A 20237-nucleotide genomic window follows, 5' to 3' on the forward strand; every position below is an offset into this window, starting at 1 on the left:
GGGGTCAGGGGGTGATGGCCTGGGGGAAGCGGAAGAAGCCGTGCGGGTCGTAGCGGCGCTTGACCTGGGTGAGGCGCGGCAGGTTGGTGCCGTAGTAGGCCTGGGCGAAGTCGGCGAGCTTGGGGTCGGGGTAGTTGACGTAGGCGCGGCCGTTGGAGTGCGGGTCGACGGCGGCGAAACAGCCGTCGACCCAGTCCTGTGCGGCCTTCTCCTGTGCCGCGGTGGGCTGCGGTGTGCTCAGGTCGATGCCGCACACGCAGGTGAACTCCGCGTCGCGGTGGACGTAGGCGGTGGCGTCGGAGGCGACGTGGTTGGCGTTGCCGCCCAGGGCCATCAGGCTGATGACGCGGGTCTGCCCGGCGCTGCGGGCCGCTTCGAAGGCGCTCAGCAGATCGCCCAGGCCGCCGGCGGGCAGCGGGCGGCTGAACATGCGGCCGCGGTTCTTGGTGTAGGTGGTGCGCGGCAGGCTCGCGCCGGTGCCGCTGGTGTGGCACTGGGGGGTGGTGAGGGTGGCGCAGCCGAAGCGCTGCATCATCGCCTTGTCGTAGGGCAGTTCCTCGCTGACGCGGGAGGCGGGCGCGCTGCCGACCAGGGAGACCAGCTGGTCCAGGGAGGTCTTCAGGGGGCCGGCGGTGCCCAGGTAGGCGCCGGTGACCATGGCGGTGGGCACGGCGCCGGGGCGGGCGTCGGGCAGCAGCAGGACGGCGTCGGGGGCCACTTCGGGGGCGGCGTTGCGGGCCCACTGCTGGTAGCCCACCAGCATGTCCTGGGCCTTGGCCCAGTCCCAGGTGAGGGTGAAGGTGGTGGCCACGGGCACCTGGGTGGGGGCCAGTTCGAGGTCGGTGATGACGCCGAAGTTGCCGCCGCCGCCCCCGCGCAGCGCCCACAGCAGGTCGGGGTTCTGCTTGGCGGACGTGGTGACGACGCGGCCGTCGGCCAGGACGACCTGGGCGCCGACCAGGCGGTCGCTGGCGGGCCCGTACTTGCGGTGCTGCCAGCCGTGGCCGCCGCCGCTCACGAAGCCGCCGGGGCACACCGTGGGGCAGAAGCCGCCGGGCACGGCCAGGCCGTGGGCGGCCAGCTGGGCGACGACGTCGACCATCTGGGTGGCGGGCCCGACGTGGACGGTGGAGCCGCTGGTGCGCACCGAGTTGAGGCGGGTGAGGTTGATGACCAGGCCCTGGGTGGTGGACCAGCCGGTGAAGCTGTGGCCGCCGCTGCGGATCGCGGTGTGGATGTCGTTGTCCTGGGCGAAGCGGATGCAGGTGGCCACGTCGGTGGCGTTCTCGCAGTAGGCGACGGCCTGCGGGCGCAGGTGGTCGAACTGGGCGGAGGCCAGCTGCCGGGCGCGGTCGTAGCGGCTGTCGCCGGGCAGGACGAGGTCGCCCTGGAGGGCCGCGCACAGCTGTCCCCAGTTGGTGCGGGGCCCGCGCGGCGGCCGGGGCCGTGCCTGGGCCAGGGGTGAGCCGACCAGGAGTGTGCTGGAGGAGGCGAGGGCGATACCCGCGCCGGCGCCCAGGAGGGCCCTTCTGGTGGGCATGGTGTTCCCTTTCGTGACGGTGTGCGGGGTGCTTGAGGTGGCGGGCCCGTACGGGCGTTGCGTACGGGGTACGGATCGTGGCGTGGCGTACGGGGTACGGGGCGTGGCGTGGCGGGTGGTCAGGGGGTGTGGGGGGCGAGGTAGCGCATCTGGTCGGCCGGGTAGCGGTCGCCGCGGGCCGCGTCGGGAGGGATGGCCTCCTCGATGCGGGTGAGCTCCTCGGGGCTGAGGGGGGTGTCCAGGGCGCCGAGGGCCTCGGCCAGGCGCTCGCGGGTGCGGGCGCCGATCAGGGGCACGATGTCGGGGCCCTTGGCCAGGGCCCAGGCGATGGCGGTCTGGGCGACGGTGGTGCCGCGCTCCTTGGCCAGGGCGCGCACGGTCTCGACGAGGTCGAGGTTGTACTCGGCGTTGGCGCCGGTGTAGCGGGGGGTGTGGCCGCGGACGTCGTCGGGGGTGAAGGCGCGGCCCCGGGGCCAGTTGTCGCTGATCAGGCCGCGGGCCAGGACGCCGTAGGCGGTGGTGGCGATGCCCAGTTCGCGGCAGACCGGCAGGATGTGGGCCTCGATGCCGCGGCCCAGCAGGGAGTACTCGATCTGCAGGTCGGCGATGGGGGCGGTGGCCGCGGCCCGGCGGATGCTGTCGCAGCCGGCTTCGGACAGGCCGATGTGGCGCACGTATCCGGCGCTCACGGCTTCGCTGATGGCGCCGACGGTCTCCTCGATGGGGACCTGGGGGTCGCAGCGGGCGATGCGGTAGACGTCGATGTGGTCGGTGTCCAGGCGCTGCAGGGAGTAGGCCAGGGAGGTGTGGACGGCCTCCGGGCGGCCGTCGTAGCCCAGGAAGGTGCCGTCGGGGCGGCGCAGGGCGCCGAACTTCACGCTCAGCTGGACCTCGTCGCGGCGGTGGTGGCGCAGGGCGTCGCGGATGAGCAGTTCGTTGTGGCCCATGCCGTAGAAGTCGCCGGTGTCCAGGAGGGTGATGCCCGCTTCGAGGGCGGCGTGGACGGTGGCCAGGGACTCGTCGCGGTCGGCGGGGCCGTACAGGGCGGACATGCCCATGCAGCCCAGGCCCAGGGCGGACACCTGGGGGCCGGTGGTGCCAAGAGCGCGGTGGAGCACGGGGGTTCTCCTTGGCGGGTCGGTTGCGGCACAGCGTGGTGTGCTCGCGGGTGGGGGGCAACACGCAGGGGGTTACTGTGGCAAGTCGCTCAACTCGGCTGTGGGGGCCGGGTGGTGAGGGGGCGTCAGTAGTGGACGGTGTGCAGGGGCGGGCCGAAGGGGGCGCGGTCCAGCCAGCGGCCCGCGCGGGCGACGCGGGGGGCGAGCAGGGCGGCGGCGTGCTGGGTGGTGCGCCGCAGGGGCCGGGCGGCCTGGAGGTGGGCCAGGGCGCTCGCGGCGGCGCGGACGTTGGCGTGGGCCGCGGCGCGCCGGGCGCGGGCGCAGCCGGCCAGGGCCTGGGGGGTGGCTTCGGCGATGGCGCGGGCGGCGGCGACGGCGTCGGCGATGCCGGAGTTCATGCCGCGCGCGCCGAAGGGGGGCAGCAGGTGGGCCGCCTCGCCGGCCAGGAGCACGCGGTGGTGGGGGTCGGTGAAGCGGGCGGCGACTTTCTGGTGGAAGCGGTAGGCGGAGGACCAGGACAGGTCGTCGGGGCGGGCGCCGGGCAGCAGGTCGGGCAGCCAGCGGGCGGCGGTGGCGGCCCAGGTGGCGGCTTCCTGGCCGTCGCGGCACTGGACGTCGACGCGCCAGCCGCCGGCGAAGGGCACGAGCAGCACGTTGCGGCCGCCGGCGGCGGGGTGGCGGTAGTGGAAGACGCGGGCGGGGGTGAGGCCACCGGCCTCGCCGGTCAGGTCGGCCACGGCGAAGCCGGTGGGAGCTGTCGTGCCTTTCAGGGGGATGCCCAGGCGGGTGCGCAGGGTGGAGCGGGCGCCGTCGGCGGCGATGACGTAGCGGGTGCGGTGGCAGTAGCCGCCCGCGGTGATGAGTTCCGCGGCGCGCGGGGTGGTGCGGATGTCGGTGACGGGCTGGTCCCAGCAGATCTCGGCGCCCGCCCGGTGGCAGGCGGTGCGCAGCAGGTCCTCCACCACCGTCTGGGGCAGGCTGGTGAAGGGGATGCGGTCGGCGGGGCCGTGGTAGGTGCGGGTGTGGACGGGCCGGCCGCGCCACAGGGTGCGCCGGGTGCGCCAGACCAGGCCCTCGTGGGCGATGGTGCGGCCCAGGCCGGGGTCGATCGCATCGAGCAGGTCCAGGGTGGCGCGGTGCACGAAGATGGCGCGGCTGCCGGGGCGCGGGCGGTGTTCGGGGTGGGCTTCCAGGACGGTGACGGGCAGGCGGTGGTGGCGGGCGGCCAGGGCCGCGGCCAGGCCCACCGGGCCGGCGCCGACGACGGTGACCTCGCTCATGAGGCCGCCGCGGGCTCGAGGTGCGCGGCGGGGCGCAGGCGGGCCGGGGCGATGGCGGGGTGGAACAACTCCTCCACGTAGAAGGGCTGTTCGTCGTCGACGTGTACGACGTAGCCGCGCCAGGCGGCGGTGGTGGCCAGGGGGCGCCACGGGGAGCAGCCCACGCGCAGCAGGCGGCGGCACTGGGGCAGGCGGTGCTCGGCCAGGGCCCGCCCCAGCGGGACGGTGGTGCTGGTGAGGATGGTGCACAGGTCGGCGCGGCGGGGCACGGGGCCCATGACGAGGTTGCGGGAGACGGCCGCGTGGGCGTGGTGGCGCAGTTCGGTGCGGCGCACCAGCCAGGGCTCGTCGGCGCGCAGGCCCAGCAGGGGCAGCAGGTGGGCGGCTTCCATGCCGGTGCGCCGCACCCGCTGGGCCACCAGGCGCAGGGCCAGCGGCGCGCCCAGGTGGTGTTCGAGCAGCGCGGTGGTGGAGCCGCGGTGGGTGAGCAGGCGCCGGGTGAAGGGGTCGGCGAACTGCTGGGCGCGCAGCAGGGCGGGCTGTTCGGCGGGGTGGCAGGGGGTGCGGCGGGTCATCTGCGGCCCTTTTCAGCGCGGGTGCCGCCCGGCGCGGCCGGGGCCGGGGCCGGGAGCGCCGGCGGCACGGTGGGAGTGCGCGGTCAGGGGTGTCACGCCTTGGGGGTGTAGTTGCCGGGCACCATGCGGGTGGAGATGGCGATGCGGTTGTAGGCGTTGATCACCGCGGCGGCCCAGATGAGCTGGGCGACTTCGGCCTCGCTGAACTCCTTGAGGGCCGCCTGGTAGACGTGCTCGGGCACGTGGTCGGTGTGGATGACGGTCACGGCTTCGGTCAGGGCCAGGGCGGCGCGTTCGCGGGCGGTGAAGAAGGGGGTCTCCTCCCAGGCGCTGAGGGCGTACAGGCGCTGTTCGCGCTCGCCTGCGGCGCGGGCGTCCAGGGTGTGCATGTCGATGCAGAAGGCGCAGCCGTTGATCTGCGAGGCGCGGATCTTGACGAGTTCGAGCAGGGAGTGCTCGAGTCCCGCTTCCTGGGCGGCTTTCTCCGCGGTGGCGTGCAGGCGTCCCATGGCGGAGTAGACCTGGGGGGCCAGCTCGGACAGCTTCAGGCGGGGGAAGGACTCGGCAGTGGTCATGCCCTGCACGGTAGGAAGGGTTCCGGTGGCGGGGGAAGCGCGACTTCCCACTGTCGCAGCCATTGGCCGGGGGCGGCCCGGGGCCGGGGGTGCGGCCGCGCCGCCGCCGGGCTCCGCGCCCGTGCCGGGTCCCCTGCCCCGCCGCCGGGGTGCGGCCGTGCTGCCGCCGGGCTGGTGTGCCGGCGTTGCCGGGGTGTGACCTCCTCGCCCCCGGGGTGCTGGCGCGCTGGCACCGGGAGGCCTCGCCGTAGCCGGGCGGTGGCCGGGCTGCCGCCGGGGCTTCGTCGTCATCGGGTCGCCTCTCTGCCCGCGTGGCACCGGTCGCCGCCGGGGGCTGTCATCGCCGGGCTTCGACGGCTGTGCGGCCGTTCCGCCGGGCCGCTGCCGACGGGCCGTCATGGTGAGGCCGCCGGGCTGCCACTGACGGTCCATCAGGCGACGGGCACCTCCCCACCACCCCGCCCCACTCCGGGGCCTCCGCCCCCGCCCGCCTACCCCAAGAAGCTTTTCCGAAAGAAGCCAGACCCGTGGAGTCCACCCGCCCTTCGCCGGTCTCGCGTTGCTGAATCACCGTATTTGTAGGGGTTGTTGGGGATTCACTGATGCCCAATTCGCTGCGCATCGCGGCTGACTCTTGACATCAAGAAAGCTTTTCTGAAAGCTATTTATGGGTGCTCCCCCCGCCCGGTACCTCCCTGCCCGCGATGCCCGCCCAGGCCTGAGCGCGCCACCGGCTCAGGCCTGCCCCGTTTCCACCCCACCCTGACGAATTGGGCTGACACACCATGACCGAACTGCTCCCGCACGCCCCCCTGGTCCCCCTGGACACCGATGCCGACGCCCATCTGCGCCGGACGCTGCGCTGGCACTTCGGTGCCGCGACCGGCTCGCCGTTCTGGCTGCGCATCGCCCCCACGCTGGACTTCGACCCGGTCCGTGACATCCAGGGCCTGTCCGACCTGCACCGCTTCCCCGACGTCAGCGACCAGCTGCGCACCGTGGCCGTGGAGGACCTGATCCCGGCCGGGCACACCGGGGCGCCCTTCGAGGTCTTCGAGTCCGGCGGCACCCTGGGCGCGCCCAAGCGCGTCGTCGACAGCGTCTCGCGCGGCCTGAACGTCGACTGGGTCAGCACCGTCCTTGACGCCCACGGCTTCCCCGCCACCGGCAACTGGCTGCACGTGGGCCCCACCGGGCCGCACGTGGTCGGGCGCACCATCCGCCATCTGGCGCAGCGCCGCGGCGGGGTGGCCTTCACCGTCGACTTCGACCCGCGCTGGGTCAAGCGCCTGCTGGGCTCGGGCCGCACCGACCTGGCCGGCGAGTACCGCGCGTACCTGCTGGACCAGGTCGAACTGATCGTGCAGTCCCAGGACATCAAGGTCTTGTTCATCACCCCGCCGGTCCTGGAGGCGCTGGTGGGCCGCCGTGATCTGTACGAACGCCTGGCCGCGGGCCTGGAGGGCATCGTGTGGGCGGGCACGAGCATCAGCGCGGAGTCGCTGCGCCAGATCGAGGAGACGTTCTTCCCGCGGGCGCGGATCGCCGCGATCTACGGCAACACCCTGATGGGCATCGCCCCGCAGCGCCCGCGCCTGGACGGCGATATGCACCCGGCCGTCTTCCGCCCCTTCTTCCCCCAGTCCGTGGTCGAGCTCGTCGACGGCCACGGCGCGCCGGTGGCCTACGGCGAGCGCGGCCAGGTGCGCGTGCACCTGCTCAGCCGCGACATGTTCCTGCCCAACGTGCTGGAGCGCGACACCGCGATCCGGGTGCGCCCCGCGCCCGGCGACAGCGTCGACGGGCTCGCCGACATCGCCCCGCTGCCCTCCCAGGGCGGCGCCCGCGTCATCGAGGGGGTCTACTGATGCACGCCCCCGCCCCCGCCGCCGTCGAGGAGCTCGCCCCTGCCGTGCGGCTCAACCCGGTCATCGCCGGACGGGAGGTCGACAGCCGCGACCGGGCCGAACTGACGGGCGTGGACGGCCAGGTGGTCGCCGAGATCGGCCTCGCCCCCCGGCTGCTGGCCCAGGCCGCCGTGCACGAGCTGCGCGCCCACGCAGGAGCCGGCGCGCCCGGGGCCGAGGTGTTCGCCGCCGCCGGGGAGCTGTTCGCCACCGCCTCCCTGGACGGCGAGAGCCCCCAGGAGTACCAGCGGCGGGTGGCGCTGGCCACCGGCTCCCCGCGCGGCACCGTCGAGCGCGCCACCGCCGGCATCCGCTCGGCCCTGGCCCGCATCGAGGAGCTCAACGCCGCCGAACTGCCCGCCCCCTTCGCCGAGGGCGCCTTCGCCCGCCACTGGGTGCCGCGCGGCCGGGTCCTGGCCGTCATCGTGCCCAACAACCACCCCGAGCCCAACGTCACCTGGGTGCGCGCCCTCTCCCTGGGCTACAGCGTGCTGCTGCGCCCCGGCAGCAAGGACCCCTTCACCCCCCGCCGGCTGACCGCGGCACTGCTGAAGGCCGGGCTGCCCGCGCACCGGCTCGCCTTCCTGCCCGGCGGCCACGACCTGGGCGACCACCTGCTGGACCAGGCCGACCTGGGCATCGTCTACGGCGGCCCGGACGCGGCCGCCCGCTACGGCAACCGGCGCGACATCCTGGTGCGCGGCCCCGGCCGCAGCAAGGCCCTGGTGGACGCCGACAGCGCCGCCGCCCTGCCCGCGAGCCTCACCTCGTGGATCGCCGACGACGGCGGCGTGCGCTGCAACAACATCTCCGCCGTCCTGACCAGCGGTGACGTCAGCGCCCTCGCGGACGCCCTGGCCGAGCGCCTGGCCGCGCCGGCGCCGCTGCCCGTCACCTCGGCACACGCCCTGCTGCCCGCCACCACCCGGGCCAACGCCGAGGCCCTTGGCCCCTATCTGGCCGGGCTCGCCGCCCAGGGCACCGACCACTCCAGCGCCCGCTACCCGCAGGGGCCGCTGACCGCCCTGGACGACACCAGCGTCGTGATGCGCCCGCTGGTGATCTCCGTGGACGACCCGCACCACCCCCTGGTCGGCACCGAACTGCCCTTCCCCTTCGTCGTCGTCGCCCCCTGGGACGAGACGCACGGCACCGCCCCCCTGCGCAACTCCCTGGTGGTCAGCCTGACCGGCCGCCACACCCACCTGGCCGAGCAGCTCCTGCACGAGCCGAGCGTCCGCAAGGTCACCACCGGGGACGTCCGGCCCTGGCTCTCGCGCCCCGAACTGCCCCACGACGGCAGCCTCGCCGGATTCCTCCTGGAACCCAAAGCCCTCATCCGCCCCGCCTGACCCCCTGCCCCGCCCGAGTCCTTGTCCGCACCGGCCGGTGCGCCCGCCCCGCCCGGGGGCGCACCGGCCCCCACCCCAGCACCACCGCCCCGCCCGCCCGCCCCGCCCGCCCGCCGTTTCGCGGCGCACCCCGGTGCCCGCCCCGCCTTCGAAAGAGATTCGCCATGCCCCTGGCCGCACCCGCTCCCCCGGCCCGCACCGCCACCCTGACCGCGCCGCCCTGGCGCGGCCTGCCCGCCGCCCAGCAGCCGCCGTGGCCCGACCCGGCCGCCGTCGCCGACGTCGCCGGGGAGCTGGCCCGCCTTCCCGCACTGACCGCCGCCGCCGACGTGCGCCAGGTCGGCGCGGCGCTCGCCGACGTCAGCGCACACCAGGCCTTCCTGCTGCAGGCCGGTGACTGCGCCGAGCCCACCGGCGCCATGGGCGTGGCCGCCCTGCAGGGCAAGCACCGCGTCCTGGGCGAGATGGGCGAGATCATCAGCAACCGCCTGGACGTGCCCACCATGACGGTGGGCCGCATCGCCGGGCAGTACGCCAAGCCGCGCTCCAAGCCCGAGGAGATCGTCGGCGGCCGCGCCCTGCCCGTCTTCCGCGGCCTGAACGTCAACGCCCCCGACGCCGACCCGACCGCCCGCATCCCCGACCCGCGGCGCCTGCTGGCCGGCTACCACAGCGCCCGCGCCCTGCTCAGCGAGCTGCACATCATCGCCCACCGCGCCGCCTCCGACCTCACCCCGCTGTCGGCCGCCAGCATCAGCACCCGCCGCCCGCGCTCCTGGGACGGCACCCTGCGCGCCGTCCTGGACGACTACGGCCGCACCCACCGCACCGAGGAGGGCTGGCGCCGCACCGGCCTGTGGACCAGCCACGAGGCCCTGCTGCTCGACTACGAGGAGCCCTTCGTGCGCCGGGACGCGCGCACCGGCGAGGACTACCTGCTCTCCACCCACCTGCCCTGGGTGGGCGACCGCACCCGCCAGGTGGACGGCGCCCACATCGCGCTGCTGGCCCACATCGCCAACCCCGTCGCCGTCAAGATCGGCCCCGGCATCAGCCGCGGCGACCTGATCGCCCTGTGCCACCGGCTCGACCCGCACCGCCGCCCCGGCCGCCTGACCCTCATCGCCCGCCTGGGCGCGGCCGACGTGCGCCGGCTGCTGCCGGAGATGATCCGTACCGTCGCCGAGGCCGGCCACCAGGTGGTGTGGGCGTGCGACCCCATGCACGGCAACACCTTCACCGCCGCCACCGGCCACAAGACCCGGCACATGGACGACATCGTCGCCGAGACGAGCGCGTTCATCGAGATCCTGCACCGCGCCGGCCAGTGGCCCGGCGGCCTGCACCTGGAGGTCGCGGGCGACCGCGTCACCGAGTGCCTGGGCGCCGGCGGCCCGCGCAACGAGCAGGGCCTGGCCCGCGCCTACCGCACCCTGTGCGACCCGCGCCTGAACGACGACCAGGCCCGCCTGCTGGCCCAGACCGCCGCCGACCTGATCGCCCGCGGCTGACCCGCCCCCGCCCCTCTGCCAGCCCGCGCCCGACGGAGCCGTGATGAAGACCCTCCTGATCGACAACTACGACTCGTACACCTACAACCTCTTCCAGCTCATCGCCGAGGTCAACGGCGAGGAGCCCGACGTGGTCACCAACGACGCCCCCGGCGCCGCCGACCTCGACCTCAGCGCCTACGACAACGTCGTGATCTCCCCCGGCCCCGGCCACCCCGGCCGCGCCGAGGACTTCGGCGCCAGCGCCCGCATCATCGAACGCGCGGCCATCCCCGTGCTCGGCGTGTGCCTGGGCCACCAGGGCATCGCCGCCGCCGCGGGCGCGGTCATCGCCCGCGCCCCCCAGGCCCGCCACGGCTACCTCAGCCGCATCACCCACACCGCGCAGGAGGTGTTCGCCGACCTGCCGCAGGACTTCACCGCCGTGCGCTACCACTCCCTGGCCATCGCCGAGCCCCTGCCCGCCGCCCTGGAGGCCACCGCCTGGGCCGAGGACGGCGTGATCATGGCCGTGCGGCACCGCGAACGGCCGCTGTGGGGCGTGCAGTTCCACCCCGAGTCGGTCTCCACCCAGTACGGCCACCAGATGCTCGCCAACTTCCGCGACCTGACCCTGGCCCACCAGGCCCGCCACCCCGAGGCCGCCGCCCGCCCCGCCCCCGCGCCGCGCCCCGAGGCCGCCGCGCCCGCCCCCCGGACCGCCGCCCCCGCCCCGGCGCCCTACCAGCTGCACCTGCGCATCCTGGAAAAGGAGATCGACACCGAGACCGCCTTCACCCACCTGTACGGCGCCGCGAAGGCCCCGGTGTTCTGGCTCGACAGCGCCCTGGCCGAGGCCGGGCGGGCCCGGTTCTCCTTCTTCGGCGACGCCGCCGGGCCGCTGGCGGAGACCGTGCGCTACCGCACCGGCCAGGGCCACGTCGAGGTCACCCGCACCGGCCGGGCCACCGAGCAGGTGCCCGGCACCGTCTTCGACTACCTGCAAAGCGAACTGCGCCACCGTCAGACCAGCGCCCCCCACCTGCCCTTCGACTTCACCGGCGGCTACGTCGGCTACTTCGGCTACGAGCTCAAGGGCGACCTGGGCGCCACCAACAAGCACCGCGCCCCCACCCCCGACGCCGTCTGGCTCTTCGCCGACCGCTTCATCGCCGTCGACCACCACGACGGCACCACCTATCTGGCCGCCCTCAGCGCCACCGGGCAGCCGGGCGGGCCCGGCGGCGCCGAGGACGCCGTGCGCTGGCTGGAGTCGACCGCCGCCGCCCTGCTGGCCCTGCCCCCGCGCACGGCCACCACCGCCGAGCCCAGCACCGCCCCCGTCGAGCCCTGGCTCGTCCACGACGCCGACGCCTACGCCGCCCGCATCGCCGACATCCACCAGCAGCTGCGCGCCGGCGAGAGCTACGAGGTCTGCCTCACCAACGCCGCCTGGGCCCCCGCCGGCGGCAGCGGCCTGGACTTCTACCGCACCCTGCGCCACGTCAACCCCGCCCCCTACGCCTCCTATCTGCGCCTGGGCGAGGACGTGGAGATCGCCGGCTCCTCCCCCGAGCGCTTCTTGACCATCGACCGCGCCGGCACCATCGAGACCAAACCCATCAAGGGCACCGTCCCGCGCAGCGACGACGCGCGCGAGGACCGGCGGCTGCGCGACTCCCTGACCGACAGCGCCAAGACCCGCGCCGAGAACCTCATGATCGTCGACCTGCTCCGCAACGACCTCGGCCGGGTCAGCAAGGTCGGCAGCGTGCACGTGCCCCGCCTGATGGCCACCGAGAGCTACCGCACCGTCCACCAGCTCGTCTCCACCATCCGCGGCACCCTGCGCGAGGACACCGACGCCATCGACGCGGTGCGCGCCTGCTTCCCCGGCGGCTCCATGACCGGCGCCCCCAAGCGCCGCACCATGGAGATCATCGAGTCCCTGGAGACCGAGGCCCGCGGCGTGTACTCCGGCTCCATCGGCTGGCTGTCCACCAACGGCACCGCCGACCTGAACATCGTCATCCGCACCGCCGTGCGCATCGGCGACCAGTGGCGCATCGGCGCCGGCGGCGCCATCGTCCTGGACTCCGACGCCGACGACGAGTACCAGGAAATGCTCCTGAAGGCCGCCGCCCCGCTGCGCGCCCTGCACCCCGCCACCGCCACCGCCGCCGCCGTCCAGGAGGCCCAGGCCGCGGAGGTGCCCGCCACGGTCTGAGCCCGCCACGCCCCCGCGGGGGGCCACGGCCCCGCGCCGCGCGCCCTGGCCCCCACCCCCCTTTGCGCAGAACAGGACCCCTCCCGCCATGAACATGGCCGCAGACCTCGCCCGCCGGGCCGCCCGCAACCGATGGCTCGACCGGCCCGCCTACCACGAGAACGACCTCACCCTCACCCACGGCCGCCTCCACCAGCTCGCCGCCCGGGCCGCCACCGTCCTGGCCGACGCCGGCGCCCGCCCCGGCACCCGCGTCCTGCTCGCCCTGCCCGACGGCATCGCCTGGGTCACCGCGTTCCTGGCCACCGCCCGCCTGGGCGCCGTCGCCGTCCTGGCCAACCCCCACCTGGCCGCCGGCGACCACGCCCACATCGTGCGCGACGCCCGCCCCCGCCTGGCCCTGGCCCCCACCGCCCTGGCCCCCCGCTTCACCGCCCTGGCCCACCTCACCGGCGCCCAGCTCCTGCACCGCGCCGCCGCCCAGCCCCCCGCCCCGCCCGCCGAGAACGACCCCGCCCACACCCTCTACATCCAGTACACCTCCGGCACCACCGGCGCCCCCAAAGGCGTCATCCACCGCCACCGCGACCCCGCCCACTACTACACCGGCGCCGGCGCCCAGCTCCTGGACATCGGCGAGGACGACGTCAACCTGTCGGTGTCCAAACTGTTCTTCGCCTACGGCCTGGGCAACTCCCTGGCCTTCCCCCTGTACTCCGGCGGCTCCGCCGTCCTGCTGCCCGGCCCGCCCCGCCCCGCGGCCATCGCCGACCTGGCCGCCCGCCACCACGTCACCCACCTGCACGCGGTCCCCTCCGCCTACGCCGCCCTGAGTGCCCACAGCGACCCGGCCGCCTTCGGTGCCCTGCGCGCCGCCGTCTCCGCCGGCGAACGCCTCAGCCCCGCCCTGGCCGCCCGCGTCAGCGCCCACCTGGACGCCCCCGTCCTGGACCAGCTCGGCTCCACCGAAGCCGGCCACGCCTTCGCCTCCAACAGCCTCACCCGCCACACCCCCGGCACCGTCGGCACCCCCGCCCCCGGCTTCGAACTCCAGCTGCGCGACCGCGACCTGAAACCCGTGGCCGACGGCACCGAAGGCGAACTGTGGGTCCGCGGACCCACCGTCATGCCCCGCTACCTGAACCGGCCGAAGGAAACCGCCCGCACCCTCATCGACGGCTGGCTGGCCACCCGCGACCGCGCCGTGCGCAACCCCGACGGCACCTACACCCACCACGGCCGCACCGACGATCTGGAAATGGTCGGCGGCATCACCATCTCCCCCGCCGAAGTCGAAGAAGTCCTGGCCGCCCACCCCGCCGTCCGCGACGTCGCCGTCGCCTCCCTGCCCAACACCGAAGGCGCCACCAAACTGCGCGCCTTCGTCGTCCCCCACCGCGGCGAGCACACCAGCGGCCTGGAAGCCGAACTGACCGCCCTGGCCCGCGCCCGCCTGGCCCCCTTCAAAGTGCCGCGCAGCGTGCAGTTCGTCGACTCCCTGCCCCGCACCGCCACCGGCAAGCTCCAGCGCTTCCTGATCCGCACCGCCCCCGCCCGCTGACCACCCCCGCCCAGACCCGCGCCCCGGGCCGGCCGCCCGCGGCCGCCACGAAAGGACACCCCTCATGCCCAGGCTCACCCTGCCCGAAAAGGCCTTCTACCTCGGCCTGCTGTGGGAGAAGGCCGCCGACAAGCACGGCGACGTGCCCGTCACCCTCGACCAGCCCCTGGCCACCTTCCCCCACGCCGGCACCGACCTGACCTACCGCCGCGTCGCCGACCTCGTCGACGACCTCGCCGCCCGGCTGTGGCACGTGGGCATCCGCCCCACCGAACGCGTCGCCATCCACAAGGACGACAACTTCGACATCGCCCTGCTGGCCGCCGCCACCGCCCGCATCGGCGCCGTGCCCGTGGTCCTGTCCGCCGCCCTGAGCCCCGACGTCGTCGCCCAGCTCCTTCAGCGCCTGGCCCAGCCGTGGCTCATCAGCGACGCCGCCAAACTCTCCGGCCCCCTGCAGGAGACCGACCTCACCGCGCTGGTACGCGACACCGTCCTGGCCGGCACCACCGCCCACGCCTCCCTTCGCCTGCTCGCCGACATCACCGACGCCCCCCGCCGCGAACCGGTGCGCCTGCACCGCCGCCAGACCGCCCTGATCACCCACAGCTCCGGCACCACCGGCGTCAACAAGCTCATGGTCCACAACGCCCGCGCCCTCTTCCACCGGCTGCTGCCCCAGCAGCTCATCGCCTGGCCCATCCGCAAGAAGGAGACCGTCGCCCTGGCCATGAGCTACGTCCACTCCCGCTTCTACCACTCCCTGGGCGTCTTCCTGAACTACGGCAACCCGCTGGTCATCCTCACCGACCCCGACCCCGACACCGTCGGCCCCATCTTCACCCGCACCCGCCCCGGCCTGGTCGAGACCCACCCCAACAACTTCATCCAGTGGGAAGACCTCGCCGACGCCCCCGGCGCCCCCCTGTCCAGCGTCCGCTACTACAGCAGCACCTTCGACGCCATCCACCCGCGCACCATCCAGCGCCTGCTCGCCGCCTCCCGCCGCCGGCGCCCCCTGCTCGTCCAGCTCTACGGCCAGAGCGAGACCGGCCCCATCTCCGGCGCCTGGTACACCCGCAAGAGCGCCGCCAGGAACGACGGCCGCGACGTCGGCTTCGTCCTGCCCGGCTTCATCCGGCTGCGGGCCGTCGACGACAACGGCCGCCGCCTGCCCCGCGGCCAGGCCGGCCACCTCGAACTGCGCGGCCGCGGCACGATCATGACCTACCTCGGCGAGGACGAACGCTACGAGAAGCAGCGCCACGACGGCTGGTGGCGCCTGGGCGACATGGGCTCCCTGCACCGCGGCGGCAAACTCCGCCTCATCGACCGCGAGATCGACCAGATCGACACCATCGACAGCAACCTCGAACTCGAAGACGTCCTGATGTCCCGCCTGGACGAACTCCTGGAAGTCATCATCGTGCCCGGCACCGACCACACCCCCGTGCCCGTGGTCTGCACCCGCCGCGACGCCCCCCTGGACGAAGAGCGCTGGCGCACCGCCACCGCCGGCCTGCCCGCCCTGGCCGCCCCCCTGCACTGGCCCTTCGCCGACGTGCCGCGCACCTCCACCTGGAAGGTCCGCCGCGTGGAGATCACCCGCATGCTCCACGACGGCCAGAGCCCCGCCGCCCCCGCCAACGCCACCTGACACACCGCCCCTTCACCTCCCGCACCCGCCCCGCCCGCACCGTTTCGTGGAAGGACCCACCATGGCACCCCCCTCGCCCCAGCCCGCACCCCACCCCGTCCTGGTGGTCGGCGCGGGCCCGGTCGGACTCGCCGCGGCCCTGGCCCTGCGCCACCACCGCATCCCCGTCACCGTCATCGAAGCCGACCCCGCCGACCGCCGGCGGCCCGGCAGCCGCGCCCTGTTCGTCCACCGCGACACCCTGGCCCTGCTCGCCACCATCAGCCCCGGCCTGGACCAGACCCTCATCGACCACGGCGTCATCTGGCCCACCCGCCGCACCGTCTACCGCGACCGCGACGTCTTCACCCGCACCTACCCCGCCAAGCCCGCCGCCGGCGGCCTGCCGCCCTTCACCAGCCTGCGCCAGGTCGAGACCGAAAAGCACCTGCTGCGCGCCTGCCACGCCGCCGGCGTCCGCTTCCTGTGGGACTCCCCCGTCACCGGCACCGAACCCGGCCCCGAGGGCGTACGGGTGTTCACCGCCGACGGCACCGTCCACCACGCCCGGTTCGTCATCGCCGCCGACGGCGCCCGCTCCGCCGTGCGCCACGCCCTGGGCATCCCCATGAGCGGCACCCGCTCCAAGGCCTTCCACGTCGTGGTCGACGTCGCCGAGGACCCCACCGACCCCCTGCCCCTGGAACGCGTGTTCACCTACGAACACCCCGCCCTGGACGGCCGCAGCGTGATGCGGGTGCCCTTCGCCGGCGGCTTCCAGCTCGACCTGCAGTGCAAGGACGGCGACGACCCCGAGCAGTGGGCCACCGAGGAGGCCGCCCGCGCCTGGGTGGCCCGCGTGGTGCCCCCCGCCTACGCCGAGCGCCTGCTGTGGGTCTCGCGCTACCACTTCCTGCAGGTCGTCGCCGACTCCTTCACCGACCCCGCCCACCGGGTGATGCTGGTGGGCGAGGCCTCGCACCTGTTCCCGCCGTTCGGGGCCCGCGGCATGAACAGCGGCATCGCCGACTCGGTGGCCGCCGCCGAGGCCGTCGCCCAGGCCCTGGCCGGCGGCGAACACACCGCCGCCGTCGGCGCGTTCGCCCACGCCCGCCGCGAGGCGGCCCTGTTCAACTCCCGCGCGGCCGGCACCGCCCTGGCCCACCTGCGCCCGCGCCACCGCAGGACCCGGCTGCTGCAGCAGTTCTCCGCCCGCATGGCCCCGCTGGTGCCCGCCTGGGGCGAGTGGCTGGAGCGCGCCCCCTACGGGCCGCGCACCGCACCGGCCACCGCCGTGCACGGAAGGTACTGAAGCGCCGTGCCCCACCAGCCCACGGCCTGGTTCGCCTGGCGGCCCGGCTCCCACCTGGCCCCCGCCGACGCGCCCCGCGCCCCGCTCCTGGCCGCCGACTCCTTCCTCGTCCAGGACGGCCGGGCCCGGTTCCTGGCCGGGCACCGGGCCCGCTTCCAGGCCGCCTGCCGGGCCGCGGGCGCCGGCCCCGGCCTGGACGTGGCGGGCTTCCTGGACCAGGCGGCGGACCGGCTGCCGCGCACCGGCGCCTGGTTCCCGCGCATCGAACTCCTCGGCGGCCACCGGCCGGTCCTGGGCCTGCGCCTGCGGCCCGCCCCCGCCCGCACCACCCAGGTGCGCCTGAGTCCCTGGTACGGGCCCGACCCGCGCACCTGCCCGCGCCGCAAGGGCCCCGACCTGGACGCCCTGGCCGCCCTGCGCGCCCACGCCCGCGAGAAGGGCGCCGACGACTACCTGCTGACCGCCCCCGGCGGCTGGGGCAGCGAAGCCACCTCCGCCACCCTGCTGTGGTGGGACGGCGAGCAACTGTGCCTGCCCGCACCCCGCCTGCCCGTCCTGCCCGGCATCACCGCCGCCTGGATCACCGCCCGCGCCACCCGCCTCGGCGTGCCCCTGGCCCCCCGCCCGGCCCGCCCGGCCGACCTGAGCGGACACGAGGTGTGGCTGGTCAACGCCCTGCACGGGATCCGGCCCGTGACCGCCTGGCCCCACACCCCCTACCGGGCCGGACCCGCCCCGCGCGCCGCCGCCTGGCAGCAGGCCTGGCAGGACGCCGCCCGCCCCCTGCCCGCCCCGCAGCCGGCCGCCCGCCCCTGAACCACCACCCGCCCCCGCCACCCCCGGTGCCGCCCCCGCGCCGCCCTTTCCGCCCGCCCAAGGAGAGCTTTCTGCCATGAACAGCCGCCCCCTGACCCTGGCCATCGTCGGCGCCGGCCCCCGAGGCCTGTCCGTCCTGGAGCGGACCCTCGCCGGCGCCCGCACCCTGGCCACCCGCCCGCTGACCGTGCACGTCATCGACCCCTTCCCGCCCGGCGCGGGCGCCGTGTGGCGCACCGACCAGCCCGCCCACCTGCTGATGAACACCGTCGCCTCCCAGGTGACCGTCTTCACCGACGCCTCGGTGCGCATGAAGGGGCCGCTGGTGCACGGCCCGAGCCTGTACCAGTGGGCGCGCTCCCTGCCGCGCTCGCGCACCGTCCACCCCGCCTGGGTGCTGGAGCAGGCCCGCACCCTGCGCCCCGACGCCTACCCCACCCGCGCCTTCTACGGCCACTACCTGCGCTGGGCGTTCGCCCACATCGTCTCCCGCGCCCCCGCCCACACCAGCGTGCGCACCCACGCCACCCGCGCCACCGCCCTGGAGGACACCGGGCCGCACCCGCACGGCCCGCAGACCCTGCGCCTGGCCGACGGCACCGTCCTGACCGGCCTGGACGCGGTGGTCCTCGCCCAGGGCCACACCCCGGTGCGCCCGACGGCCACCGAGAGCGGCCTGGCCGCCTACGCCGCCCGCCACCAGCTGCGCTACCTCGCCCCCGCCAACCCCGCCGACCTGGACCTGTCCGCCATCGCCCCGGGCGAGACGGTGCTGCTGCGCGGCCTGGGCCTGAACTTCTTCGACCACATGGCCCTGTTCACCCTCGGCCGCGGCGGCACCTTCCACCGCCGCCAGGGCCGCCTGGCCTACCGGCCCTCGGGCCGCGAACCGCACCTGGTGGCCGGCTCCCGGCGCGGCGTGCCCTACCACGCGCGCGGCGAGAACGAGAAGGGCGCCTTCGGCCGCCACACCCCCCGCCTGCTGACCGCCGAGCGCATCGCCCGCCTGCGCCGGCAACAGCCCCTGGACTTCGCCGCCCAGCTGTGGCCGCTGATCGCCACCGAGGTGGAGGCCGTCTACTACCGCACCCTGCTGGCCGCCGAAGGCCGCCCGCGCGCGGGCCGGGACCTGGCCGAGCGCTATCTGGCCGCCCCCTCCCCCCAGGCCCGCGCCTCCCTGCTGGACACCCACCACGTGGCCGCCGGCCGGCGCTGGGACTGGGAGCAGATCGCCAAGCCCTACAAGGAGACCTCCTTCACCGGCCCCGGCGACTTCACCGCCTGGCTCCTGGCCCATCTGCGGCGCGATGTGGACCAGGCCCGCCAGGGCAACCTCAGCGGGCCGGTCAAGGCCGCCCTGGACGTCCTGCGCGACTTACGCAACGAGATCCGCCAGGTCGTCGACCACGGCGGGCTGAGCGCCGACTCCCACCGCGAGGACCTCGAGCGCTGGTACACCCCGCTCAACGCCTACCTGTCCATCGGCCCGCCCGCCTCACGCATCGAGGAGATGGCCGCGCTGATCGAGGCCGGCGTGCTGGACGTGATCGGCCCCGAGGTGGACATCCGCCCGGCCCAGGGCCCCGACGGGCCCGTGTTCGCGGCCACCTCCGCGGCCGTGCCCGGGCGGCCGGTGACCGCGCGCACCCTCATCGAGGCCCGGCTGCCCGACGGCGACCTGCACCGCACCGCCGACCCGCTGCTGCGCCACCTGCTGGTGAGCGGGCAGGCCCGCCTGCACACCCTGACCGGCCCGCACGGCGACTACGAGACCGGCGGCCTGGCCGTCACCGCCCGCCCCTACCACCTCATCGACAGCGCCGGGCGCGCCCACCCGCGCCGCTTCGCCTACGGCGTGCCGACCGAGGCGGTGCACTGGGCGACCGCGGCGGGCATCCGCCCGGGAGTGGACTCCGTCATCCTGGGCGACGCCGACGCCATCGCCCGCAGCCTGCTGGCGCTGCCCGCGCACAGCACGCCCCCCGGCTACGGCGCCGCGCTCACCGGGCGCGCACCCCGGCCGGTCACCGACAGCGTCCCGCCGGTCATGGCCGCCGCCACCGGCCGCGAATAGCGCCGCGTTCCAGGACCCGCCCCCGATTGTCTACACTGCGCTGCCGCTCGGTGCCGCGCCTGGCGCCACCGAGCGGCCGGCACAGGAAGAGGTACTGATGGCCCAGACACCCCCGCCACCGTGCACCCCGGCGCACCTGGCCGCCCAGGCCACCCGCCTGGCGGCCGCCATGGACGCCGTCACCGACGCCGAAGCCGCCCAGCGGGGCCTGACCCGCGCCGACTTCGAGGTCCTGGCCGCCCTGCGCGGGGCCGGCGCGGCGCTCGGCTACCGGCTGCGGCCCGGTGAACTCGCCGAGCGCTGCCACCTGTCCTCCGGCGGCACCAGCAACATCATCCGCAGGATGGCCGAGTCCGGCTATGTGGTCCGCGAGGCCGACCTGCACGACGGGCGCGGCTCGTGGGCGCAGCTGACCGAGGAGGGGCGCCGGGTGGTGGACGCGGTGCGCCGGGCCGCGGACGCCGTCTACGGCGAGCTGCTGCGGGTGCTGCCCGGCGGCGCGGTGGACGCCCTGTCCGGGCTGATCTCCCTGGTGGCCGCCGCCCTGGAACAGGCCCCCGCCCCGGGGGCGGGCGGGGTGCCGGCCCCGGGGCGGGCCCGCAGGATCGTCCGGGCCCCGCGGCCCGCCCCCAGACGCTGAAACCCCCCTCTCCCGCGCCCGCCGCGCAAGGGGGGGGCGGGGGCCCGCGGGCGGGCGAAGAGGGGGCAAGAAGAAGGAAGCCGGGCGCGTGAGCGGCGGGGCATACCGGTGTGGTGCCCGGCTTCCTGCCCTCC

The 20237-nt window shown here is 75.4% G+C and carries 15 protein-coding genes; 10 read left to right on the forward strand and 5 right to left on the reverse strand.

All coding sequences use genetic code 11. The annotated features are described in order from the left end of the window. Positions 1 to 4: 4 nt before the first annotated feature. The 5 genes from C9F11_RS00320 to C9F11_RS00340 form a co-directional block, all read right to left on the reverse strand. Positions 5 to 1540: an FAD-binding oxidoreductase gene (locus C9F11_RS00320; protein ID WP_138957321.1), complete on the reverse strand. Its 1536-nt coding sequence runs from the start codon at positions 1538 to 1540 to the stop codon at positions 5 to 7. A 119-nt stretch (positions 1541 to 1659) separates the two neighbouring features. Continuing rightward, positions 1660 to 2658, reverse strand: coding sequence for an aldo/keto reductase (locus C9F11_RS00325; RefSeq protein ID WP_138957322.1), 999 nt, complete (start codon positions 2656 to 2658; stop codon positions 1660 to 1662). 125 nt (positions 2659 to 2783) lie between these two features. Beyond that, positions 2784 to 3938: an FAD-dependent monooxygenase gene (locus C9F11_RS00330; protein ID WP_138957323.1), complete on the reverse strand. Its 1155-nt coding sequence runs from the start codon at positions 3936 to 3938 to the stop codon at positions 2784 to 2786. Then, positions 3935 to 4513, reverse strand: a complete 579-nt coding sequence (locus C9F11_RS00335) for a hypothetical protein (RefSeq protein ID WP_138957324.1) — start codon at positions 4511 to 4513, stop codon at positions 3935 to 3937. Before C9F11_RS00335 ends, C9F11_RS00330 begins: the two co-directional genes overlap by 4 nt. Positions 4514 to 4605: 92 nt before the next feature. After that, complete coding sequence (locus C9F11_RS00340; protein ID WP_138957325.1) at positions 4606 to 5088, reverse strand: carboxymuconolactone decarboxylase family protein; 483 nt, start codon at positions 5086 to 5088, stop codon at positions 4606 to 4608. Positions 5089 to 5873: 785 nt separating this feature from the next. On the opposite strand from C9F11_RS00340, the gene C9F11_RS00345 reads away from it, so the two are divergent. The 10 genes from C9F11_RS00345 (at position 5874) to C9F11_RS00395 (ending at position 20103) form a co-directional block, all read left to right on the forward strand. After that, positions 5874 to 6956 carry an AMP-binding protein gene (locus C9F11_RS00345; RefSeq protein WP_138957326.1) on the forward strand — a complete coding sequence of 361 codons (1083 nt, stop codon included), beginning with the start codon at positions 5874 to 5876 and terminating at the stop codon, positions 6954 to 6956. After that, the gene (locus C9F11_RS00350; protein ID WP_138957327.1) at positions 6956 to 8347 is read left to right on the forward strand and encodes an aldehyde dehydrogenase family protein; all 1392 of its coding nucleotides are present in this window, start codon (positions 6956 to 6958) and stop codon (positions 8345 to 8347) included. Before C9F11_RS00345 ends, C9F11_RS00350 begins: the two co-directional genes overlap by 1 nt. Positions 8348 to 8511: 164 nt before the next feature. Next, a complete protein-coding gene (locus C9F11_RS00360; RefSeq protein WP_138957329.1) occupies positions 8512 to 9858 on the forward strand; it encodes a 3-deoxy-7-phosphoheptulonate synthase in 1347 nt (448 codons plus the stop codon). A 43-nt stretch (positions 9859 to 9901) separates the two neighbouring features. Beyond that, complete coding sequence (gene pabB / locus C9F11_RS00365; RefSeq protein ID WP_138957330.1) at positions 9902 to 12064, forward strand: aminodeoxychorismate synthase component I; 2163 nt, start codon at positions 9902 to 9904, stop codon at positions 12062 to 12064. An 88-nt stretch (positions 12065 to 12152) separates the two neighbouring features. Then, a complete protein-coding gene (locus tag C9F11_RS00370; protein WP_138957331.1) occupies positions 12153 to 13625 on the forward strand; it encodes an AMP-binding protein in 1473 nt (490 codons plus the stop codon). Positions 13626 to 13689: 64 nt separating this feature from the next. Further along, on the forward strand, positions 13690 to 15282 hold the full coding sequence (locus C9F11_RS00375; protein ID WP_138957332.1) for an AMP-binding protein: 1593 nt from the start codon (positions 13690 to 13692) through the stop codon (positions 15280 to 15282). A gap of 61 nt (positions 15283 to 15343) precedes the next feature. Next, entirely contained in the window at positions 15344 to 16573 is a 1230-nt protein-coding gene (locus C9F11_RS00380) for an FAD-dependent oxidoreductase (RefSeq protein ID WP_138957333.1), read from the forward strand. A gap of 6 nt (positions 16574 to 16579) precedes the next feature. Beyond that, positions 16580 to 17389: an aminotransferase class IV gene (locus C9F11_RS00385; protein ID WP_212767778.1), complete on the forward strand. Its 810-nt coding sequence runs from the start codon at positions 16580 to 16582 to the stop codon at positions 17387 to 17389. Positions 17390 to 17465: 76 nt separating this feature from the next. Then, complete coding sequence (locus C9F11_RS00390; protein WP_138957334.1) at positions 17466 to 19463, forward strand: FAD/NAD(P)-binding protein; 1998 nt, start codon at positions 17466 to 17468, stop codon at positions 19461 to 19463. A 97-nt stretch (positions 19464 to 19560) separates the two neighbouring features. Continuing rightward, positions 19561 to 20103 carry a MarR family transcriptional regulator gene (locus C9F11_RS00395; protein ID WP_138957335.1) on the forward strand — a complete coding sequence of 181 codons (543 nt, stop codon included), beginning with the start codon at positions 19561 to 19563 and terminating at the stop codon, positions 20101 to 20103. The last annotated feature ends 134 nt before the right edge of the window (positions 20104 to 20237 follow it).

The sequence above is a fragment of the Streptomyces sp. YIM 121038 genome, assembly GCF_006088715.1.
Taxonomy (GTDB): domain Bacteria; phylum Actinomycetota; class Actinomycetes; order Streptomycetales; family Streptomycetaceae; genus Streptomyces.